The sequence below is a fragment of the Streptomyces sp. NPDC054757 genome, assembly GCF_053612185.1.
Map to the genome: position 1 here is coordinate 1 of NZ_JBSHBW010000053.1, position 16,535 is coordinate 16,535.

General features: G+C 72.9%; 14 protein-coding genes. 6 read left to right on the top strand and 8 right to left on the bottom strand.

The window, feature by feature from the left end; translation table 11 throughout:
- Nucleotides 1–53: 53 nt before the first annotated feature.
- From ACWGKJ_RS34395 to ACWGKJ_RS34425, 7 genes are all read right to left on the bottom strand, one after another.
- Nucleotides 54–1,193 (bottom strand): hypothetical protein, encoded by a 1,140-nt coding sequence (locus ACWGKJ_RS34395; RefSeq protein WP_385029759.1) that lies wholly within the window; start codon nt 1,191–1,193, stop codon nt 54–56.
- Complete coding sequence (locus tag ACWGKJ_RS34400; RefSeq protein ID WP_385029762.1) at nt 1,190–3,184, bottom strand: nSTAND3 domain-containing NTPase; 1,995 nt, start codon at nt 3,182–3,184, stop codon at nt 1,190–1,192. The genes ACWGKJ_RS34395 and ACWGKJ_RS34400 overlap by 4 nt, the downstream gene beginning before the upstream one ends.
- On the bottom strand, nt 3,181–3,918 hold the full coding sequence (locus ACWGKJ_RS34405) for a TIR domain-containing protein (protein ID WP_385029765.1): 738 nt from the start codon (nt 3,916–3,918) through the stop codon (nt 3,181–3,183). The genes ACWGKJ_RS34400 and ACWGKJ_RS34405 overlap by 4 nt, the downstream gene beginning before the upstream one ends.
- Before the next feature lie 55 nt (nt 3,919–3,973).
- Complete coding sequence (locus ACWGKJ_RS34410) at nt 3,974–5,278, bottom strand: helix-turn-helix domain-containing protein (RefSeq protein WP_385029768.1); 1,305 nt, start codon at nt 5,276–5,278, stop codon at nt 3,974–3,976.
- A 157-nt stretch (nt 5,279–5,435) separates the two neighbouring features.
- Complete coding sequence (locus tag ACWGKJ_RS34415) at nt 5,436–6,284, bottom strand: 5-oxoprolinase subunit C family protein (protein ID WP_385029822.1); 849 nt, start codon at nt 6,282–6,284, stop codon at nt 5,436–5,438.
- 107 nt (nt 6,285–6,391) lie between these two features.
- Nucleotides 6,392–7,066: a 5-oxoprolinase subunit B family protein gene (locus ACWGKJ_RS34420; RefSeq protein ID WP_385029825.1), complete on the bottom strand. Its 675-nt coding sequence runs from the start codon at nt 7,064–7,066 to the stop codon at nt 6,392–6,394.
- 131 nt (nt 7,067–7,197) lie between these two features.
- The gene (locus tag ACWGKJ_RS34425; protein WP_385029828.1) at nt 7,198–7,947 is read right to left on the bottom strand and encodes a LamB/YcsF family protein; all 750 of its coding nucleotides are present in this window, start codon (nt 7,945–7,947) and stop codon (nt 7,198–7,200) included.
- 194 nt (nt 7,948–8,141) lie between these two features.
- Here ACWGKJ_RS34425 and ACWGKJ_RS34430 point away from each other — a divergent pair, with 194 nt between their 5' ends.
- The 5 genes from ACWGKJ_RS34430 (at nt 8,142) to ACWGKJ_RS34450 (ending at nt 14,263) form a co-directional block, all read left to right on the top strand.
- Nucleotides 8,142–8,903 (top strand): GntR family transcriptional regulator, encoded by a 762-nt coding sequence (locus tag ACWGKJ_RS34430; RefSeq protein WP_385029831.1) that lies wholly within the window; start codon nt 8,142–8,144, stop codon nt 8,901–8,903.
- A 239-nt stretch (nt 8,904–9,142) separates the two neighbouring features.
- The gene (locus ACWGKJ_RS34435) at nt 9,143–9,874 is read left to right on the top strand and encodes a DUF969 domain-containing protein (RefSeq protein WP_385029771.1); all 732 of its coding nucleotides are present in this window, start codon (nt 9,143–9,145) and stop codon (nt 9,872–9,874) included.
- Nucleotides 9,871–10,839, top strand: coding sequence for a DUF979 domain-containing protein (locus ACWGKJ_RS34440; protein WP_385029773.1), 969 nt, complete (start codon nt 9,871–9,873; stop codon nt 10,837–10,839). Before ACWGKJ_RS34435 ends, ACWGKJ_RS34440 begins: the two co-directional genes overlap by 4 nt.
- A gap of 94 nt (nt 10,840–10,933) precedes the next feature.
- A complete protein-coding gene (locus tag ACWGKJ_RS34445; RefSeq protein ID WP_385029776.1) occupies nt 10,934–12,019 on the top strand; it encodes a DUF2891 domain-containing protein in 1,086 nt (361 codons plus the stop codon).
- 102 nt (nt 12,020–12,121) lie between these two features.
- Nucleotides 12,122–14,263 carry a primosomal protein N' gene (locus ACWGKJ_RS34450; RefSeq protein ID WP_385029779.1) on the top strand — a complete coding sequence of 714 codons (2,142 nt, stop codon included), beginning with the start codon at nt 12,122–12,124 and terminating at the stop codon, nt 14,261–14,263.
- Nucleotides 14,264–14,633: 370 nt separating this feature from the next.
- Here ACWGKJ_RS34450 and ACWGKJ_RS34455 read toward each other — a convergent pair whose 3' ends face one another.
- Nucleotides 14,634–15,203, bottom strand: coding sequence for a hypothetical protein (locus ACWGKJ_RS34455; RefSeq protein ID WP_385029782.1), 570 nt, complete (start codon nt 15,201–15,203; stop codon nt 14,634–14,636).
- 326 nt (nt 15,204–15,529) lie between these two features.
- Between ACWGKJ_RS34455 and fmt the strand changes: the two genes are divergently transcribed.
- Nucleotides 15,530–16,462, top strand: a complete 933-nt coding sequence (fmt, locus tag ACWGKJ_RS34460; protein ID WP_385029785.1) for a methionyl-tRNA formyltransferase — start codon at nt 15,530–15,532, stop codon at nt 16,460–16,462.
- The last annotated feature ends 73 nt before the right edge of the window (nt 16,463–16,535 follow it).

Genomic DNA, 16,535 nt, shown 5'->3' on the forward strand with positions numbered 1-16,535 from the left:
CTCCCTGGTGGGGGCCGGGCAGCGCCGTGTTTGTACGTGGGGTCCGGGGCGGTTCAGAAGGGCACCGACTCCGCGGGCGGGGGAGGGCCGGCGGGGCCCGCGCCGTTGACGCGGCGTGGAGGTGAGGGCCGGCCGGACGGTGAGGCGGGGCCGAACCGCGCGCGGATCTCGGCTGCGGGGTCTCCGTCGAGATAACGCAGTGTTCCTGCGACCTGCGCGGCGAGGAAGGGGACCACCGGGTCCTGCGGTGCAAGCCCGAAGGAGTCCACCAGCTGGGCGAAGGCGTCACTCGGCGCCGCCCCGCCCGGCTCCGCCGCCTCTTCCGGGGCAGCGCCTGGGGTGCCGCCGGGTCCGGCGGGCGGTGTCGGGTCCCCGCCGGGCGGGCTCTCCGGGCTCTCGTCCGGTGGGCCGGCCACCAGATGCCGGTACCTCTCATCGATGTCCTGATTGTTGGCGGCCGATGTGAGCTGGGCGAGCAGGCCGATGTCCTTGACGGTCCTGTCCACGCTGTCGTCGTTGCGGTGCAGCCACCACACCACCGCGCTGCCGGTGTCCCGCAGGACGTCCTCGCCCAGATAGGTCCTGCGGCTCTGCTCGAACTTCCGCTCGTGCTCCCAGACCGCTTCGTCCTTGCGGACGGAGGCCAGTGCCGCCAGCCGCTCCTGGTCCCGGTCCGAGAGGGTGAGGCTGACCTCCAGCGCCATCGCCTGGACCCGCCCCGAGGAGTCCTCCTGCATCGTGCCCAGCGCCCCGTTCAATTCGTGCTGGACGAGGGAGCTGCGGGTGGGGTCGCGGAGCGCGGTCACTGCCCGGGCCCGGTCGAGAAGGGCATCGACCGCGAGCCCGCTCGCGTTGACCGGTGGTGAGCCGGCCGGGGCGGACACCGGGCACCAGCGGACCGTCGCCGAGAACAGGAAATCGTAGTCGTCCGCCGCGCTGGGCAGGCCGACGTCGCTGATGCGCAGCTCACGCCGCTCCACCGGGGGCACCGGCAGATCCGGCATGAACTCCGCCGGGAACGGCTCCTCCCGGCGGTCCGCGAATCGTATGGCCAGCGCAGGAGCTGCCAGCAGCGGCACGGCGGCCACCGGCCACGCCCAGAGCGGCCAGCTCTCGTACAGGCCGACGATGACGAGGAGAAGGCCGCCGATCAGGGTGAGAAAGACGGTGACGGTTTTCTGACCGGAGCTCATGGTGCTGTCGACTCCCGGGGTGAGGTGGGCCTGTCGTCCTGTGCGGCGCTGATCTTCTGCAGGAGTCTGTCCGGCAGGGCTGCCGCCCTGTGGTCCTCTGGCATGGGCTCATCGAGCTGTCGGCGAGCGGCCCACTCACCGGCGAAGCGGTAGAGGAGTGCGAAGCGGTCGCCCCGCTGCTCGCAGGCGTCGACAAGTATGTCGAGGAAGCGGTCCGCGTACGGAGCGCCCTCGCACACCGCTGCCAGCCAGGTATCCGCTGCCGGGGCCCACTGCGCTGCGCTGCGGTCACGCAGCACGGTGGCCCAGCACCTGGCGAGGCGGGCTCGTACAGCGGGTACGGCCAGGAGCGGGCGCGAACCGTACGCGAATTCGGTCAGTGGTCCCGGGCCCGACAGGAACAGGAAGATGTCCGGATCGACGGGCCAGGGGCTCGACGCGAGACGGTCGAGCATCCGTCGCAGCAGATGGTGGTTCTCCCGGACCAGCTTCCAGAGCGCCTCTCGGCCTTCTGAACCGGTGCCTTCCCTGCGGGCCAGATGGTGCAGACGGACCAGTGCCGCGTAGGGGTGGGAGACGGACATGTCGGCGGCGCAGACGTTGATGAGGACGTGTCGCAGCGGTGCGCCGATACTGCCGCTCGTCGACAGGGCGTAGATGTGGTGACGGAACCTCCCGCCGTACGGCACACTCCGCAGGCCGTGACGCAGTGCATGCGCGGCGGCGCGGAGAGCGGGCCCGTCGGAGCGTGCGCCGGCGGACCACTGCTTCGTGAGATCGAGCAGGTCATCAGGGCGCTGTGTGACCAGACACTGCTCCGCCAGCCGGTCGACCAGCCGGTCGCGGTCGGTGTCCGTCAGTTCGGGCAGAGTCACGGCCTCACCGGCCCAGATGCGCAGGGGTTCGCGCAGGTCGGGGAAGTCCCGCCAGATGTGGGTGCGCACTGCCCCGTCGAGACCGACCCCGGTGAAGCGGACCCGGTTGCCCGCCGTGATCTCCGCCTCGATCCCGGCCAGCCGCTCGGACAGCGCACGGCGTCTCAGCAGCGTCCGTACGCTGTCCGGCAGTTCGCCGCCGAGCAGCATCTCGGTCGCCCGGTGTACGGCGTCCGCTCTGGCTCCGTGGAGCATGGCGGTCGTCACCAGCAGAGCGCGGTCGGCGCCCTTGCGGAGCGTGCCGAACTGGCGGGCCGCCTGCTCCGGAGTTCGCCCCGCACCGACCAGCGCCTGCTCGCACCAGTCCGTGAACTGTCCACCCCTGCCTGCCGCTTCACACAGCAGCTGAGCGAATCCGGCGACGCGGGACAGGGACGGTGCCCGGGTGAGGTAGTCCGTCACGGTGACGGGGGCCGAGTCCGTCTTCGTCGGATCGAGCCCCGAACTCCGCAGATGGTGTCTGACGATGTCCATCTCCATGCCCGGCGTACGGCTGATGGTGCGTCGCAGATGCCCCAGTACGGGGGTGAGGCCGTCGTCCGAGCCGGAGAGACGGGCGGGCAGGATGATGACGAGCCCCGCGCTCCTGTCCCTGACGGCTTGGCGGAAGGGTGACAGTTCTGTCTGGACCGCGGCCCACAGCCGGTCGTCCGCCGCGGACAGGTCGAGCAGCAGCCGGTCGTCCTGGGCGACCACTTCGGGGTCGAGCAGGCACCGGGAGTCCTCCTCCTCCTGTTCCAGGGGCAGTTCCTGGATCGGGGCCGGCCCCGACATACCGCGCAACAGGATTCTGGCCGCCGTGCCCCGGCCACTGCCCGGCCTGCCTCCTAGGAGCACCATGCGGTGCTGCTCCAGCACGTCGGATGCCTCGTGGAATCCTTCGGGAGGAACGAAGTGCCGGAGCAGCCAGCGCAGTTCGTCCTCGGCGACCTTGCGCGGTGACCTCTCCGTGGTCTCCTTCGGAGGGGGGCCTGTGTAGTAGTTGTTGGTCTGGGGGCCGGAGCCCGCGTGGACCGACCCGCTGCTCCCGATATGCGTGGAGGTCGATTCGCTCACCGGGACTCGTCCTCACGTCGTCGCCTGGTGCCGAACGACTGGTGGATCCCCTCGCGGTTGTCGCCCGCGATGTACTGCGCGCCGTCGCCCGAGAGGTACGGCTGGTGCTGGGGCCCGGTGCCCGTGTGGACGGGACCGTGGACGTCCTTGATGACTGTGCCGCCGACGTCTCCCGAGATGTCGCCTGCCTGGATGGCCGTTCCGCTGACGCTTCCCGTCGAGTTCGTCACGGAACCTGGGGCAGTACGGGGCTGCTCCCGCGCGGTGACACGTTCAGCCTCGGCCAGCTCCGGTACGCGGTCGGCCAGAAAGGCACTGATGCGTCGCAGGCCGGCATCGGCGTCCTGTGTGTCGTACCGGACGGACTGGCATCGGGCGAGTTTCGCCAGTGCGCGTGGCAGTTCGTCCGCGCGCAGCCGCTCGGTGCGGCGCCCCACGAGCACCGGCACGACATGGAGGGAGCACCGGAAAGCTTCCAGGATCTCCTTGCGTACCCAGTCCTTGGGGTCCCGGAGTTCCGGTGCGGCGGCCCACTGCCCTCCGACGACCGCGATCAGAACACTGCTGCGCCGCACCGCCCTCAACAGCTCGTCGTCGAAGAGCGCACCCGGCTCGATCGATTTGCTGGCACGGAAGATACGGCGGCTGCCGAAGCGGCCACTGAGCTCCCGTTCCAGGGTGGTGGCGGTCTCCTCGCCGTCTCCGGTGCGGTAGTTGATGAAGACATCAGGCATGTCGGTCCCTCTCTGGTGACTGATCCGGTTGCTGATCCGGGTTGTTGATCCGGGGCTACTGATCCGGTCGTGCGGGAGCCAGGACGGAGCTGAGCACGGGGGACAGCTCGCGTACCGCAGGGCTGGCAGGGTGGCGACCGAGCACTCGGGCGAGCCGGCGCAGATCGAGTCCGACCGTCGCCGAGCCGACGGTGTGGGCGTCGGCCAGCAGACCGCCGGCCAGAGAACAGGCATGGTCGATTTCGCCCGACAGCGCGTGGGCGAGCGCCTGCCGCACGCCGTATCTGGCGCGGGTCCGCAGGGCGCCCGCCGGCACCTTGGCCAGTTCCTGGTCAAGCGCCGCGGCGGACTCCCCGGCTCTCCCGAGGTCGAGCAGCGACCAGGCGGTCGTCATCGCCACGGGATCGGTGAGATGGGTCGTGCCGAGCACCGGGCGTCCTGTGCCCCCGGTGTCGGCGGCGAGGAACTCCCTCGCCCGGTCCAGCGCGCGCATGGCCGGGCCGTACTCGCCAGCGAGTGCGTGTCCCTGCCCCTCGCGCTGGGCCGCGAGACCCATGATCCGCGCCGGTGGCCGGTGGGAGCGGCGCACCTGCTGCGCCAGTGCCACCGTGGCGGCCGCGTCGCCGCTGTAGTACGCGATGAGCCCACGCCGTACGAGTGCGTAGGCGGCGAGATCGCGGTCACCGGATGCGGCGGCCAGCTCCACCGCGTGGTCGGTCCAGCTCAGGGCTCCGGCCGCGTCTCCCGACTCCTGCGCCATCCACCCGGCGAACTCCGCGTAGGATGCGCACAGCGCGAGAAGCCCGCGGCCGGTCCGCGGGCCGCTGCGGGCAGCCAGGACCTGCAGCGCCTGGGTCTGTGCCGCCAGGGCAGGGAGCACCGCGGTCGCCGGGGCGGTCTGCCCCAGCCGGCGGAACTGGTCGAACAGGGCACGCGATACCTCCAGCAGGGTGCCGTCCGCCGGGCCGGAACCGCTGGACTGCGGGCCGGCGCCCGGCAGTAACCCGAGCAGTGGGGCGGCCCCCAGCGCGACGACCTGGCGGCGGCCCGGCGGAGCAGCCGGGTCCTCCGCCTGGCGCTCCGTCCGGTGCGTGGACGAGGACCGGCGGTCCGCACTGCGGCCCGGGAGCATGGCGAGCAGGGCCCCGTCCTGCCGCAACTCCCCGTCGCACAGCCGGGCCAGTTCCGGTGTGGGGCGCTTTCTGCCGGTCTCCACCTTGCTGAGCTGCCCCTTGCTGTAGTGAATCAGCGAGGACAACCGGGTGAGAGTCAGGCCCGCGTCCATGCGGGCCCTGCGTAATGCGCTGCCGAAAGTATCGGGTTGGTCCAGCACGTAACCCCCTGAGATGCGTGGCTCCACCGGCGCCGTGAGCCAGATTCGGGCCTGCCCGTGGCGGCGGGCAAGACACCCGGGCGGGTTTCCCGTTTCCGGTTCTGGAGGGAACCGGAAACGGCCGGCCATGTCGAGAACGCGAATTCAGCCACGGGGTGAGGGGTGCTGTGCCGGGAACGCGGGTTCAGCCGAGCAGGGTGAAGCGCAGTGCTGTTCCGGGGGGTGCCTGGGCGGCTGCGGGCAGGGAGGGTTCCGGGACGACGCCGATCACCGGGTAGCCGCCCGTGGTCGGGTGGTCGTTGAGGAAGACCACCGGGCGGCCGTCCGGCGGGACCTGGACGGAGCCCAGGACCACGCCCTCGCTGGGGAGTTCGCCCTGCCGGGCCCGTTCCAGGGCGGGGCCTTCGGTGCGCAGGCCGATGCGGTTGCTGTGCGGCGAGACCCGGTATCCGGCCGTCGTCAGGGTGTGCAGGGCGGCCGGGGTGAACCAGTCGTGGCGGGGGCCCGGCAGCACCGGCAGGATGAGGGTGCGGGGGATGCCGGGCCAGGGGGCGTGGTCCGCGCCGGGGGCCGGGGCGTGGCTCTGCGGGATGCCGAGCGGGAGGGCGTCGCCGTCCCGCAGGGGGGCCGGGCCGAGTCCCGAGAGCAGGTCGGCCGAGCGGCTGCCGAGTACCGGATCGGGAAGCAGTCCGCCCCCGAAGGCCAGATAGCTGCGGACGCCGTGTTCCGCCGGGTGCGCTTCGAGCACGGCGCCGGCGGGCACCCGGACGGGGGCGCCCCAGGGGGCGGGTCTGCCGTCGACCGTGACCCGGCAGGGCGCGCCTCCGACGACCGCCGTCACCGGACGGGTGGGGCGGACCGCGCAGCCCGTGAGCGTGGTCTCCAGCACGGCGGCGTCCACCGGGTTGCCGGCCAGCCGGTTGGCCAGGTGCCTGGCCGGGGCGTCCAGGGCGCCCGCGCGGGGCACACCGAGATGGGCGTATCCGGTACGGCCGCCGTCCTGCACCGTGGTCAGGGCGCCCGCGCGGACCACCTGGAGCGTGTGGGGCGTGGCTGGTGCCCCTGGGGCGGGTGGTGTCGCTGCTGTTGCTTGTGTGGCCGGTGTCGCCTCTGGTGCCGCTGTCTCCTCTGCCGCCGCTGTCACCTGGCCGCCTCCTGGGTCTGGGTGTCGGCGGCGCGGTGGCGCTCCGAGGTGTCCATGAAACGGACCCGGGTGCCCGGTGTCAGCAGTGCGGCGGGGGAGCGGTCCTGGTCCCAGAGGCGGTGCGGGCCGGGGGTACGGCCGATGAGCTGCCAGCCGCCGGGTGACTCGCGCGGGTACAGGCCGGTGTACGGACCGGCCAGCGCCAGCGATCCGGCGGGGACCCGGGTGCGCGGGGTGGCCCGGCGTGGCACCCGGAAGCGCTCGGGGAGACCGGTCAGATAGCCGAAACCGGGTGCGAAACCCGAGAAGGCGACCCGGAATTCGATGCCGCTGTGGATCCGGGCCACGTCACCGGGCCCGACGCCCCACACGGCGGCCACATCGGCGAGGTCGGGGCCGTCGTACACCACGGGCACCTCGACGACCGGGCCTGAGTCGCGCGGCAGGGGCGGTATGGGCCAGGCGGCGAGGGAGCGGGCCAGCCGTTCCGGGGCGCCGGGTGTGCCATCGGCGATGCCGTCGAGCAGGACGGTTCTGGCGCCCGGCACGATCTCGCGGACGGTGGGGAGCACCCCGAGGGTGCGACGGCGCAGCAGTTCGGCGTGGAACGCCTCGGCCGCTTCCCCGGTGGGGAGTTCCACGAGCAGACCGTGGCGGCCCGCGGGCAGCACCCGGACGCTGTCGCCGTCCGGGCCGGCGGTGTTCCCGTCCCGGCCGGCGCTGTCGCCGCCCGGAGGGGCGGGCAGCACAGTGGTGGGCACCTGGGCGCCGGAGTCGTTCGCTTCGGTGCTGTCCGTGGGCTTCACGTGAACGCCCGGACCGTGACGCCGGCTTCTTCGAGGGCCGCCCTGATCCGGCGGGCGACGTCGGCGGCGCCTGGCGTGTCGCCGTGTACGCACAGGGAGCGGGCGCCGACCGTGACGCGGCTGCCGTCGGCGGCGGTGACCGTGCCGTCGACGGCCATCCCGACCGACCGGCGCACGATCGTCGCGGCGTCCTCGATCACCGCGCCGGGTTCGCGGCGCGGTACGAGCGTGCCCTGCGGGGTGTACGCGCGGTCGGCGAACGCCTCGTCGACCGCCGGGAGCCCCGCGGTCCTGGCCGCTGCGAGCAGGTGGGAGCCGGGCAGGCCGAGGACCGCCGGGCTGCCGCCCGCCAGGCGGATGCCCTCGACGACCGCTGCGGCCTGTTCCTCGTCCCGTACGGTGCGGTTGTAGAGGGCGCCGTGCGGTTTGACGTACGACACGCCTGGCCCGGCGGCCTCCGCGAAGACCCGGAGCGCGCCGATCTGATAGGCGATCTCGGCGGCCAGTTCACCGGGTGGCACATCCATCGAGCGGCGGCCGAAACCGGCGAGGTCCCGGTACGAGACATGAGCGCCGATACGGACGCCACGCGCGGCGGCCGTATCGCACACCCGGCGCATCACGGACGCGTCGCCCGCGTGGAAACCGCAGGCGACATTGGCGCTGGTCACACAGGAGAGGAGGGCGTCGTCATCGGTGAGCTGCCACCGGCCGAAGCCCTCGCCGAGGTCCGCGTTGAGATCCATCACGCGCGTACGCTAACGAATTGTTGAACAATCTGACAAGGGGTCGGGCGAGTAACGACGGAGTGCCGGCCAGGGGCCGGCTTGGGGGCGGGCGTACCGCTGCGGTTGACTTGGCGGCGCTGCCCGGCGCGGGGCGGAGCGGCGAGCGACGGACGGACAGGGGCCGGAACATGGCGGGGACAGCGGGCAGGAGCATGACGGGGGCGGCGAGCCGGAACGTGACGGGGGAGGGCCGGAGTACGACGGGGGCCGGCCGGGCGGCTCCGGACCTCTCGGAGCTGATGGCGGACAGCGCCGCTCAGATCGGCGCGGGCGCCGGAACCGCGGAGCGGGTGGCGGCGATTCTGCGGGAGCGGATCACCGAGGGGTACTTCCCGCCCGGCAGCCGCCTCTCCGAGGAGAGCCTCAGTGCCGCGCTCGCGGTGTCGCGCAACACGCTGCGGGAGGCGTTCCGGCTGCTCACCCATGAGCGGCTGCTGGAGCACCGGCTGAACCGGGGCGTCTTCGTCCGGGTCCTGGCCGTCGATGACCTGGTCGACATCTACCAGGTCAGGCTGCTGGTCGAGTGCGCCGCGCTGCGGGCGCTGGCGGAGCCGCCGTACCCGCTGGACGATGTGGAGGCCGCGGTGGCCACCGGGGAGCGCGCGGCGGCCGTGGACGACTGGGCGGCCTGCTCCACCGCCAACATCCGGTTCCACCAGGCGCTGGCGGCGCTCGCCGGAAGCCCCCGGGTCGACGAGCTGATGCGCAATGTGCTGGCCGAGCTGCGTCTCGCCTTCCATGTGATGGCCGACCCGAGACGCTTCCACGAGCCCTACCTCACCCGGAACAGGCAGCTCGTGGACCGGCTGGCCGCGGGTGACGCGGTGGGCGCGGAACGGATGCTGGGCTTCTATCTGGAGGACTCGCGCCGCCAGCTCGCCGAGGCCTACGCGATGCGTCTCGCCGCGGAGTGAGGGGCGGATCCCGGTGCGGGCTCCGTACGCGCCCCGGCGCGAGCCCTGGGGCCCGGTGACCCGGTGACGGGGAGCGTGCGGCACGGCGTCGGCGCGCGGGCACCCGCGTGCGCCCTCCTGTCCGTCCCGTACGGGTGACGGTCACCCCTTGTGTGTTTGTTGAACAATCGCTTAGGGTCTCGCGCAGCATCCCCGTCTGATCAGGGCCACCAGGCCCATGCGCGGAAGAAGGCCGACGCGTGATCGTTCTCCTCGGCGTGCTCGTGGTGATCCTCGGATTCGCCACCCGCCGCAACCCCCTCCTCGTGGTGGGCGTCGCCGGCATCGTGACCGGACTGCTCGGCAAGATGTCGCCGCAGGAAGTGCTGGCCTCGTTCGGCAACAGTTTCGCCTCGTCCCGTTCCGTGACCGTCTTCGTCATCACGCTCCCGGTCATCGGTCTCCTGGAGCGCTACGGCCTTCAGGAGCAGGCACGCAACCTCATCGGACGGCTCGGTGCGCTGACCACCGGACGCTTCCTCGCTCTCTATCTGCTCATCCGCCAGCTGACCGCGTCCGTCGGACTGACCAGCATCGGCGGTCCGGCGCAGAGCGTGCGCCCGCTGATCGCCCCGATGGCCGAGGCCGCGGCCGAGACCAGGGCGGGCGGCCCGCTGCCCAAGCGGCTGCGCGAGAAGATCCGCTCCCATGCCTCGGGCGCCGACACCATCGGCATGTTCTTCGGCGAGGACTGCTTCATAGCCATCGGCTCGATCCTGCTGATCACCGGCTTCGTCAACTCGACGTACAACCAGCACCTCGAACCGCTCAGCCTGGCGCTCTGGGCGATCCCGTCCGCGATCTGCGCCTTCCTCATCCATGGCGCGCGGCTGCTGCACCTGGACCGGGTGCTGGAACGTGAACTGGCCGTCGTGGCCGCCGAGAACGAGCTCGCCGCCCATACCGCCCGCCGTCCCGAGGACCTCAAGTGATCAAGTCCGAGTACTTCTTCTGGCTGGTCGGCGCGGTCTTCCTGGTGATGGCGGCGCAGATGGCCGGCGACCGCACCAACCCCAGGCGCTTCGGCTCGGCGTCCTTCTGGGGCCTGCTGGGCGCCTCCTTCTTCTACTCGACCGGTGTGGTCGACAAATCGCTTCCCGCCGAGCCGCTCGGTGTCGCCGTTCTGGTGCTGATCGTCCTCGGCGGTTTCGGCCTCACCGGCAAGGGCACACCGCACACCCCGCCCCGCGAGGAGCGGGCAGCGTCGGCGGCGCGGCTCGGGAACAGACTCTTCATCCCCGCTCTCACCATCCCGGTCGTCGCGATGCTCTGCGCGACCCTGCTGAAGAAGGTGAAGTTCGGCGGCGAACCGGTCCTGGAACCGGGGTACGAGACGATCCTGGGCCTCGGCATCGGAGCGATCGCCGCGCTGGTGGTCGGGATGGCCGTGCTGCGCGAGCGGCGGGTCACGGTCCCGCTGCACGCCGGGCGCAACATGCTCGAATCCATGGGATGGGCCCTGGTGCTGCCCCAACTGCTCGCCGTACTCGGGTCGATCTTCCAGACGGCGGGCGTCGGCGACCAGGTCGGCAGGATCACCGAGGCGATCCTGCCGGACGGCCAGCGTTTCGTCGCGGTGCTCGTCTACTGCTGCGGCATGGTCCTGTTCACGATCGTCATGGGCAACGCCTTCGCCGCCTTCCCCGTCATGACAGCGGCGGTCGGCTGGCCCGTGCTGATCCAGCAGATGCACGGCAGTATCCCGGCGATCCTCGCCATCGGAATGCTCTGCGGCTTCTGCGGCACCCTGGTCACGCCCATGGCCGCCAACTTCAACCTGGTCCCGGCCGCGCTGCTGGAACTGGACGACCAGTACGGGCCCATCAAGGCCCAACTGCCGACGGCGGCCGCCCTGCTGGTCTGCAACATCGCCGTCCTCGCGCTGTTCGCCTTCTGACCGTGCGGGCCGTCCGGCGCGGCCCGTACCACGCCCCATGCCGTCCCCGTACCGACCCACGATCTCCGTACCGCCCCGCTCAAGGAGTACCGCCATGCCCCCCACCCCACCGGCCCCCGCCTCCGTGCTGCCCCGTGCGTACGCGCTTCCGTTCGCGGAGCTGGCGCTCCACAATGTGGTGCGCGAGTACCCGAACGCCCCGGCCCACCTGTACGCAGGACCGGAGGAGATCGTCGCGCCGCGCGCACTGCACCCCGCGTTCTACGGTTCCTACGACTGGCACTCGACGGTGCACATGCACTGGCTGCTCGTCCGGCTGCTGCGCCGTTTCGGCCCGGCGGCGCAGGACGGGGGCAGGGGTGACGCCGGCGCGCTGCCCGCGACCACGGCAGGCCGGATCACAGACGTCATCGACGCCCATCTGACCCCCGGCAACATCGCCGTCGAAGCCGCCTATCTGCGCCGCCGCCCGTCCTTCGAGCGCCCGTACGGCTGGGCCTGGCTGGTCGCACTCGCCGCCGAGTGCCGGGCTCTGGGAGGCGCGGCCGGCGACCGGTGGGCCGAGGCGCTCGCCCCCGCGGTGGACGCCGTCGGCGATCTGCTCCAGTCCTGGCTCGCCAAGGCGACGTACCCGGTCCGGCACGGGGTGCACAACAACAGCGCCTTCGGTCTCGGCCTCGTCCTGGACGCGGGCGAGCGGGCCGGCCTTGCCCGTCCGGTCCTGGACGCGGCGGCCGGCCGGCTGACCGACTGGTTCGCCGACGACCACGAGGCGCCGCTGCACTGGGAACCCTCCGGCCAGGACTTCCTGTCGCCCGCGCTGACCGAGGCGCACGCGATGCTCCGGGTCCTGCCGGCCGCGGACTTCCCCGGCTGGCTCGCCCGGTTCGTACCGGCGCTCACCGCGGGGGAACCGTGCTCCCTGCTCACCCCGCCGGTGGTCTCGGACTACTCCGACCCGCAGATCGGGCATCTGCTCGGCCTCACCATGAGCCGGGCGGCGGGGCTGCGCGCCATCGCCGGAGCCCTGCCCGCGGGGCCGGCCCGCACGGCCGTGGAGGAGTCGGTCGCGGCCCATCTGGCGGTGGGGCTCCCGGCCGTCTCGTCGGGCGAGTTCAACTCCGACCACTGGCTGGCCACGTACGCGGCGCTGGCCCTGGACACGGCACCCGGACACTGATCCGGACCACCGCGACGGCGCTTCGGGGACCGGCCCCGTACCGGCTCCGCAGCCATCCGCCCGGCAGGCCCGGTGTCAGTGGGGTCTGGTAGGAATTTGGCTGTGAGCAGCGACGACGAGCAGCACGGGGACCCCGGCGACGAGGGCCCCGAGCAGCTTGCTCTCATCAGGGAGACGGTGCGGCGCACCCCGGTGCCCCGGGCCAAGCCGCGCACCTGGCGCGGGGCCGCCCTCGCCAGGGAGCTGCCCGTGGCGCGGGTCGTGGTGAACAAGGGGGTGCTCCACCTCGACCAGTTCTTCGACTACGCCGTACCGGAGGAGCTGGACGAGGCGGCCCAGCCGGGGGTCCGGGTGCGGGTCAGGTTCGGGGCGGGGAGCCGTACGGTGCGCGCGGGCCGCCGTGAGGGCGGGGGGCTGATCGACGGCTTCGTGGTCGAGCGCCGGGCCGAGTCCGATTACTCGGGACCGCTCGCCGCACTCGCCGCGGTGGTGTCACCCGAGCCGGTGCTCAGCCCCGAACTGCTCGGGCTGGCCCGCGCGGTCGCCGACCGGTACGCGGGCAGTCTCGCCGACGTCCTGCAACTGGCCGTGCCGCCGCGGAACGCACGGGCCGAGGGCAAACCCTCCCCCGAGCCGCTGGAGCCGCCCCCCGCACCGGAGCCGGGCACCTGGACGCGGTACGGCCAGGGGCCGGGCTTTCTGCGGGCGCTGGCATCCGGCGGGGCACCGCGGGCCGTGTGGACCGCGCTGCCCGGACCGCACTGGCCGCAGGAGCTGGCGCTCGCCGTCGCCGCCGCACTGTCCGCGGGGCGCGGGGCGCTCGTCGTGGTGCCCGACGGCCGGTCGGCCGCCCGGGTGGACGCAGCGCTCACGGCGGTGCTCGGCCCCGGACACCACGCGCTGCTCACCGCCGACGCCGGCCCCGAGAAGCGGTACCGGCAGTGGCTCGCGGTGCGGCGCGGCGCCGTGCGGGCCGTGGTGGGCACCCGCGCCGCGATGTTCGCACCCGTCCAGGAGCTCGGACTCGCCGTCATCTGGGAGGACGGCGACGCCAGCCACAGCGAACAGCACGCACCCCTGCCGCACGCCCGCGAGGTTTTGCTGCTGCGCGCCGCGCACGACAAGTGCGCCTTCCTGCTGGGCAGTACGAGCTGCACGGTGGAGGCCGCCCAGCTCGTCGAGACCGGCTGGGCCGCCCCGCTCGTCGCCGACCGGGAGCAGGTCAGGGCCGCCGCGCCCCTCGTGAGGACCGTGGGCGATCTCGATCTGGCACGGGATGAGGGAGCCAGGGCGGCCAGGCTGCCCAGCCTCGCCTGGCAGGCCGTGCGGGACGGCCTCCGCAGCGGCCCCGTCCTGGTGCAGGTGCCGCGCAGGGGCTATGTGCCGAGACTCTCCTGCGAGCGCTGCCGTACGCCGGCCCGCTGCGCGCACTGCTCGGGCCCGCTGGAAGCGCCGGACGAGCGGACGCTGACATGTGGCTGGTGCGGACGCGACGCGACCGGCTGGCACTGCCTGGAGTGCGGTCATACGAGACTGCGCGCCCAGGTCGTGGGCGCGCGGCGGACGGCGGAGGAGCTGGGCCGGGCGTTTCCCGCGGTGCCCGTACGGACCTCGGGCCGCGATCATGTGCTGGAGACCGTGGACGGTCGGCCCGCCCTGGTGGTGAGCACCCCCGGCGCGGAACCGGTCGCCGAAGGCGGTTATGCCGCTGCGCTGCTCCTCGACGGCTGGGCGATGCTGGGCCGGCCCGATCTGCGTGCGGGGGAGGAGGCGCTGCGCCGCTGGATCGACGCGGCGGCGCTGGTACGCAGCCAGGGCGAGGGCGGCACGGTGGTCGTCGTCGCCGAGCCGACGCTCCGCCCCGTACAGGCGCTGGTCCGCTGGGATCCGGCCGGACACGCGGTCCGGGAGCTGGCCGACCGGGCGGAGCTGGGCTTCCCGCCGGTCTCGCGGATGGCCGCGGTGTCCGGGCGGGCGCAGACACTGGAGGAGTTCCTCGGCGCGGTCCGGCTGCCGCGGGACGCCGAGGTGCTGGGCCCCGTGCCGGTCATTCCCGCCGACCCCAACAGGCCCCGGAGGCCCGGCGATCCACCGCCGGGCGAGAGCTGGGAGCGGGCGCTGGTCCGGGTGCCGCCCGGCAGTGGAGCCGCACTCGCCATGGCGCTCAGGACGGCGCAGGCGGCGCGGCTGACCCGGGGTGGCGATCCGGTACGGATCAGGGTCGACCCGCCGGACATCGGCTGACGCGGGGTGGGCCGATGGGGGTGCGGGGAAGGCGACTTGGGCGGCTCGGCGGCCTGACCGCCGTACGGCCTGACCTGACCTTCCGCCAGGTCCGCCCTACCGGCCGATTGCCCGAACCGCCCTACCACTTGATTCGCCGTTCGCCCTGATCGCCCCACGCCCCGCCCCACCGGTCCGGCCGTGCGCGCCATCGCCCAGCTACGCGACTGCTCACGCGACTGCCCCCGGCGCGATGCGGCGCGAGGGGCAGTCGATGCGGGGCGGGAGCCGTGAACACGGCGGGCCTGCGGCCGGATTTGCGGGGGATCAGGCGGGCTTACGGCCGGGTTCTCCGGGGATCAGGCGGGCCTGCGGCCCGGTTCACCGGGGATCAGCCGTTGCGCGGCCCCGGGAAGGCAGTCGGGCGTGCCTCCTCGCGCAGCGCGTGGGCGCCCGGTGTCGGCTGCGGCGGCATGGACCGCGCCGCCGGCACGGACGGCAGGCCGGGTGAGACCGGCAGATCGTGCGGGGGAGTGGCCGGCCGGCCCTCCTCGTCGGTGGCGGGACTCTCCGGTTCGGCGGTCGTGGTGGCGGCCACGGCAGCGGCGGCCGACGCCCGCCGGGTGCCGTATCTGCGGTGCACCGCCTGCTTGGTGACTCCGAGCGCCGACCCCACCGCGTCCCACGAGAAGCCCAGCGACCGGTCGAAGTCCACCGCGGCCGTCACCAGGGTCTCGACGCTGTCCCGGAGTTCCTGGGCCAGCCGGACGGTCGGCGCGGGGGCCCTGCCGTAGACGACGAAGCCCGTAGAAGGGCCGGAGCGGCGCGGGCGGTAGACATTGCCCAGCTGAGCGGTGAGGGTGCGCAGGGCGTCCACCTGACGGCGGACCCGCTCGATGTCTCTGACCAACAGGTGCAGGCTGGCCCGCGCTTGGGCGTCGTGGGTTGCGTGGTCGGCCATGAACAAGCCTCTCGAACCGGCGTGGAAATGGATCGGGCCGCGCTGCTTCCACGGCCCACTCTGCTTCGGACGGGTTTTCAGGGAATCCCGGTGTGCTGGACCCGCTTTGGTCTGCGGTTTCGGTGTGCGGGTCTTCTCTTCGTTTCGGTCAATCTCTCTTGACCAACGCTCCACCTGCTGTTCTGGTCACGCTGCGGGGCGTAGGGGCATATGCGAGGGGCGCGCGGCGGTGCGTACGCCCCCTCGGAGCAGGCCCGTAGACTGGTGCGCCGCTCATAGTCGTGCGCAGTCGGTCAGCCGTGCGCAGCCGGTCCGAGAGGCATCCAGTGAAACTCGTCTTCGCAGGCACCCCCGAGGTCGCCGTACCCGCCCTGGACGCGCTCATCGAATCGGGCCGGCACGAGGTGGCCGCCGTGGTGACCCGCCCCGACGCCCCCGCGGGGCGCGGCAGGCGGCTGGTGGCGAGTCCGGTCGCGCAGCGCGCGGATGAGGCGGGCATCGAGGTGCTGAAGCCGGCCAGGCCGCGGGACGAGGACTTCCTCGCCCGGCTGCGCGAGATCGGCCCCGACTGCTGCCCGGTCGTGGCCTACGGGGCGCTGCTGCCCAAGACCGCCCTCGACGTGCCGGCCCGCGGCTGGGTCAATCTGCACTTCTCGCTGCTGCCGGCCTGGCGGGGCGCAGCGCCGGTACAGCATTCGGTCATCGCGGGTGACGAAGTGACCGGTGCCTCCACCTTCCTGATCGAGGAGGGTCTCGACTCGGGCCCGGTCTACGGGGTGCTCACCGAGGAGGTGCGGCCCACCGACACCAGCGGTGATCTCCTCACCCGGCTCGCCTTCGCGGGCTCGGGCCTGCTGGTGGCGACCATGGACGGGATCGATGACGGCACTCTGCACGCGGTGCCCCAGCCGGCCGAAGGGGTCTCGCTCGCCCCGAAGATCACCGTCGAGGACGCCAGGGTGGACTGGACGGCCCCGGCGATGCGGGTGGACCGTCTGGTGCGCGGCTGCACACCCGCGCCCGGTGCCTGGACCGTCTTCCGGGGCGAGCGCCTCAAGCTGGTCTCCCTCGCCCCGGTCACCGACCGTACGGACCTGGCCCCCGGCGAACTGGCCGTCGCGAAGAACAGCGTGCACGTGGGCACCGGCTCGCACGCGGTGGAGCTGCACTGGGTCCAGCCGCAGGGCAAGAAGCCGATGCGCGCGGCGGACTGGGCACGCGGGGTGCGGATCGCCGCGGGTGAACTCATCGGCGAGTAGCGCCCATGTGACCAGGTGAGAGCACCCGGCCGGGCGGCCCGCCGTGCCGGACGTACGCTGAGAGGGTTCGTCC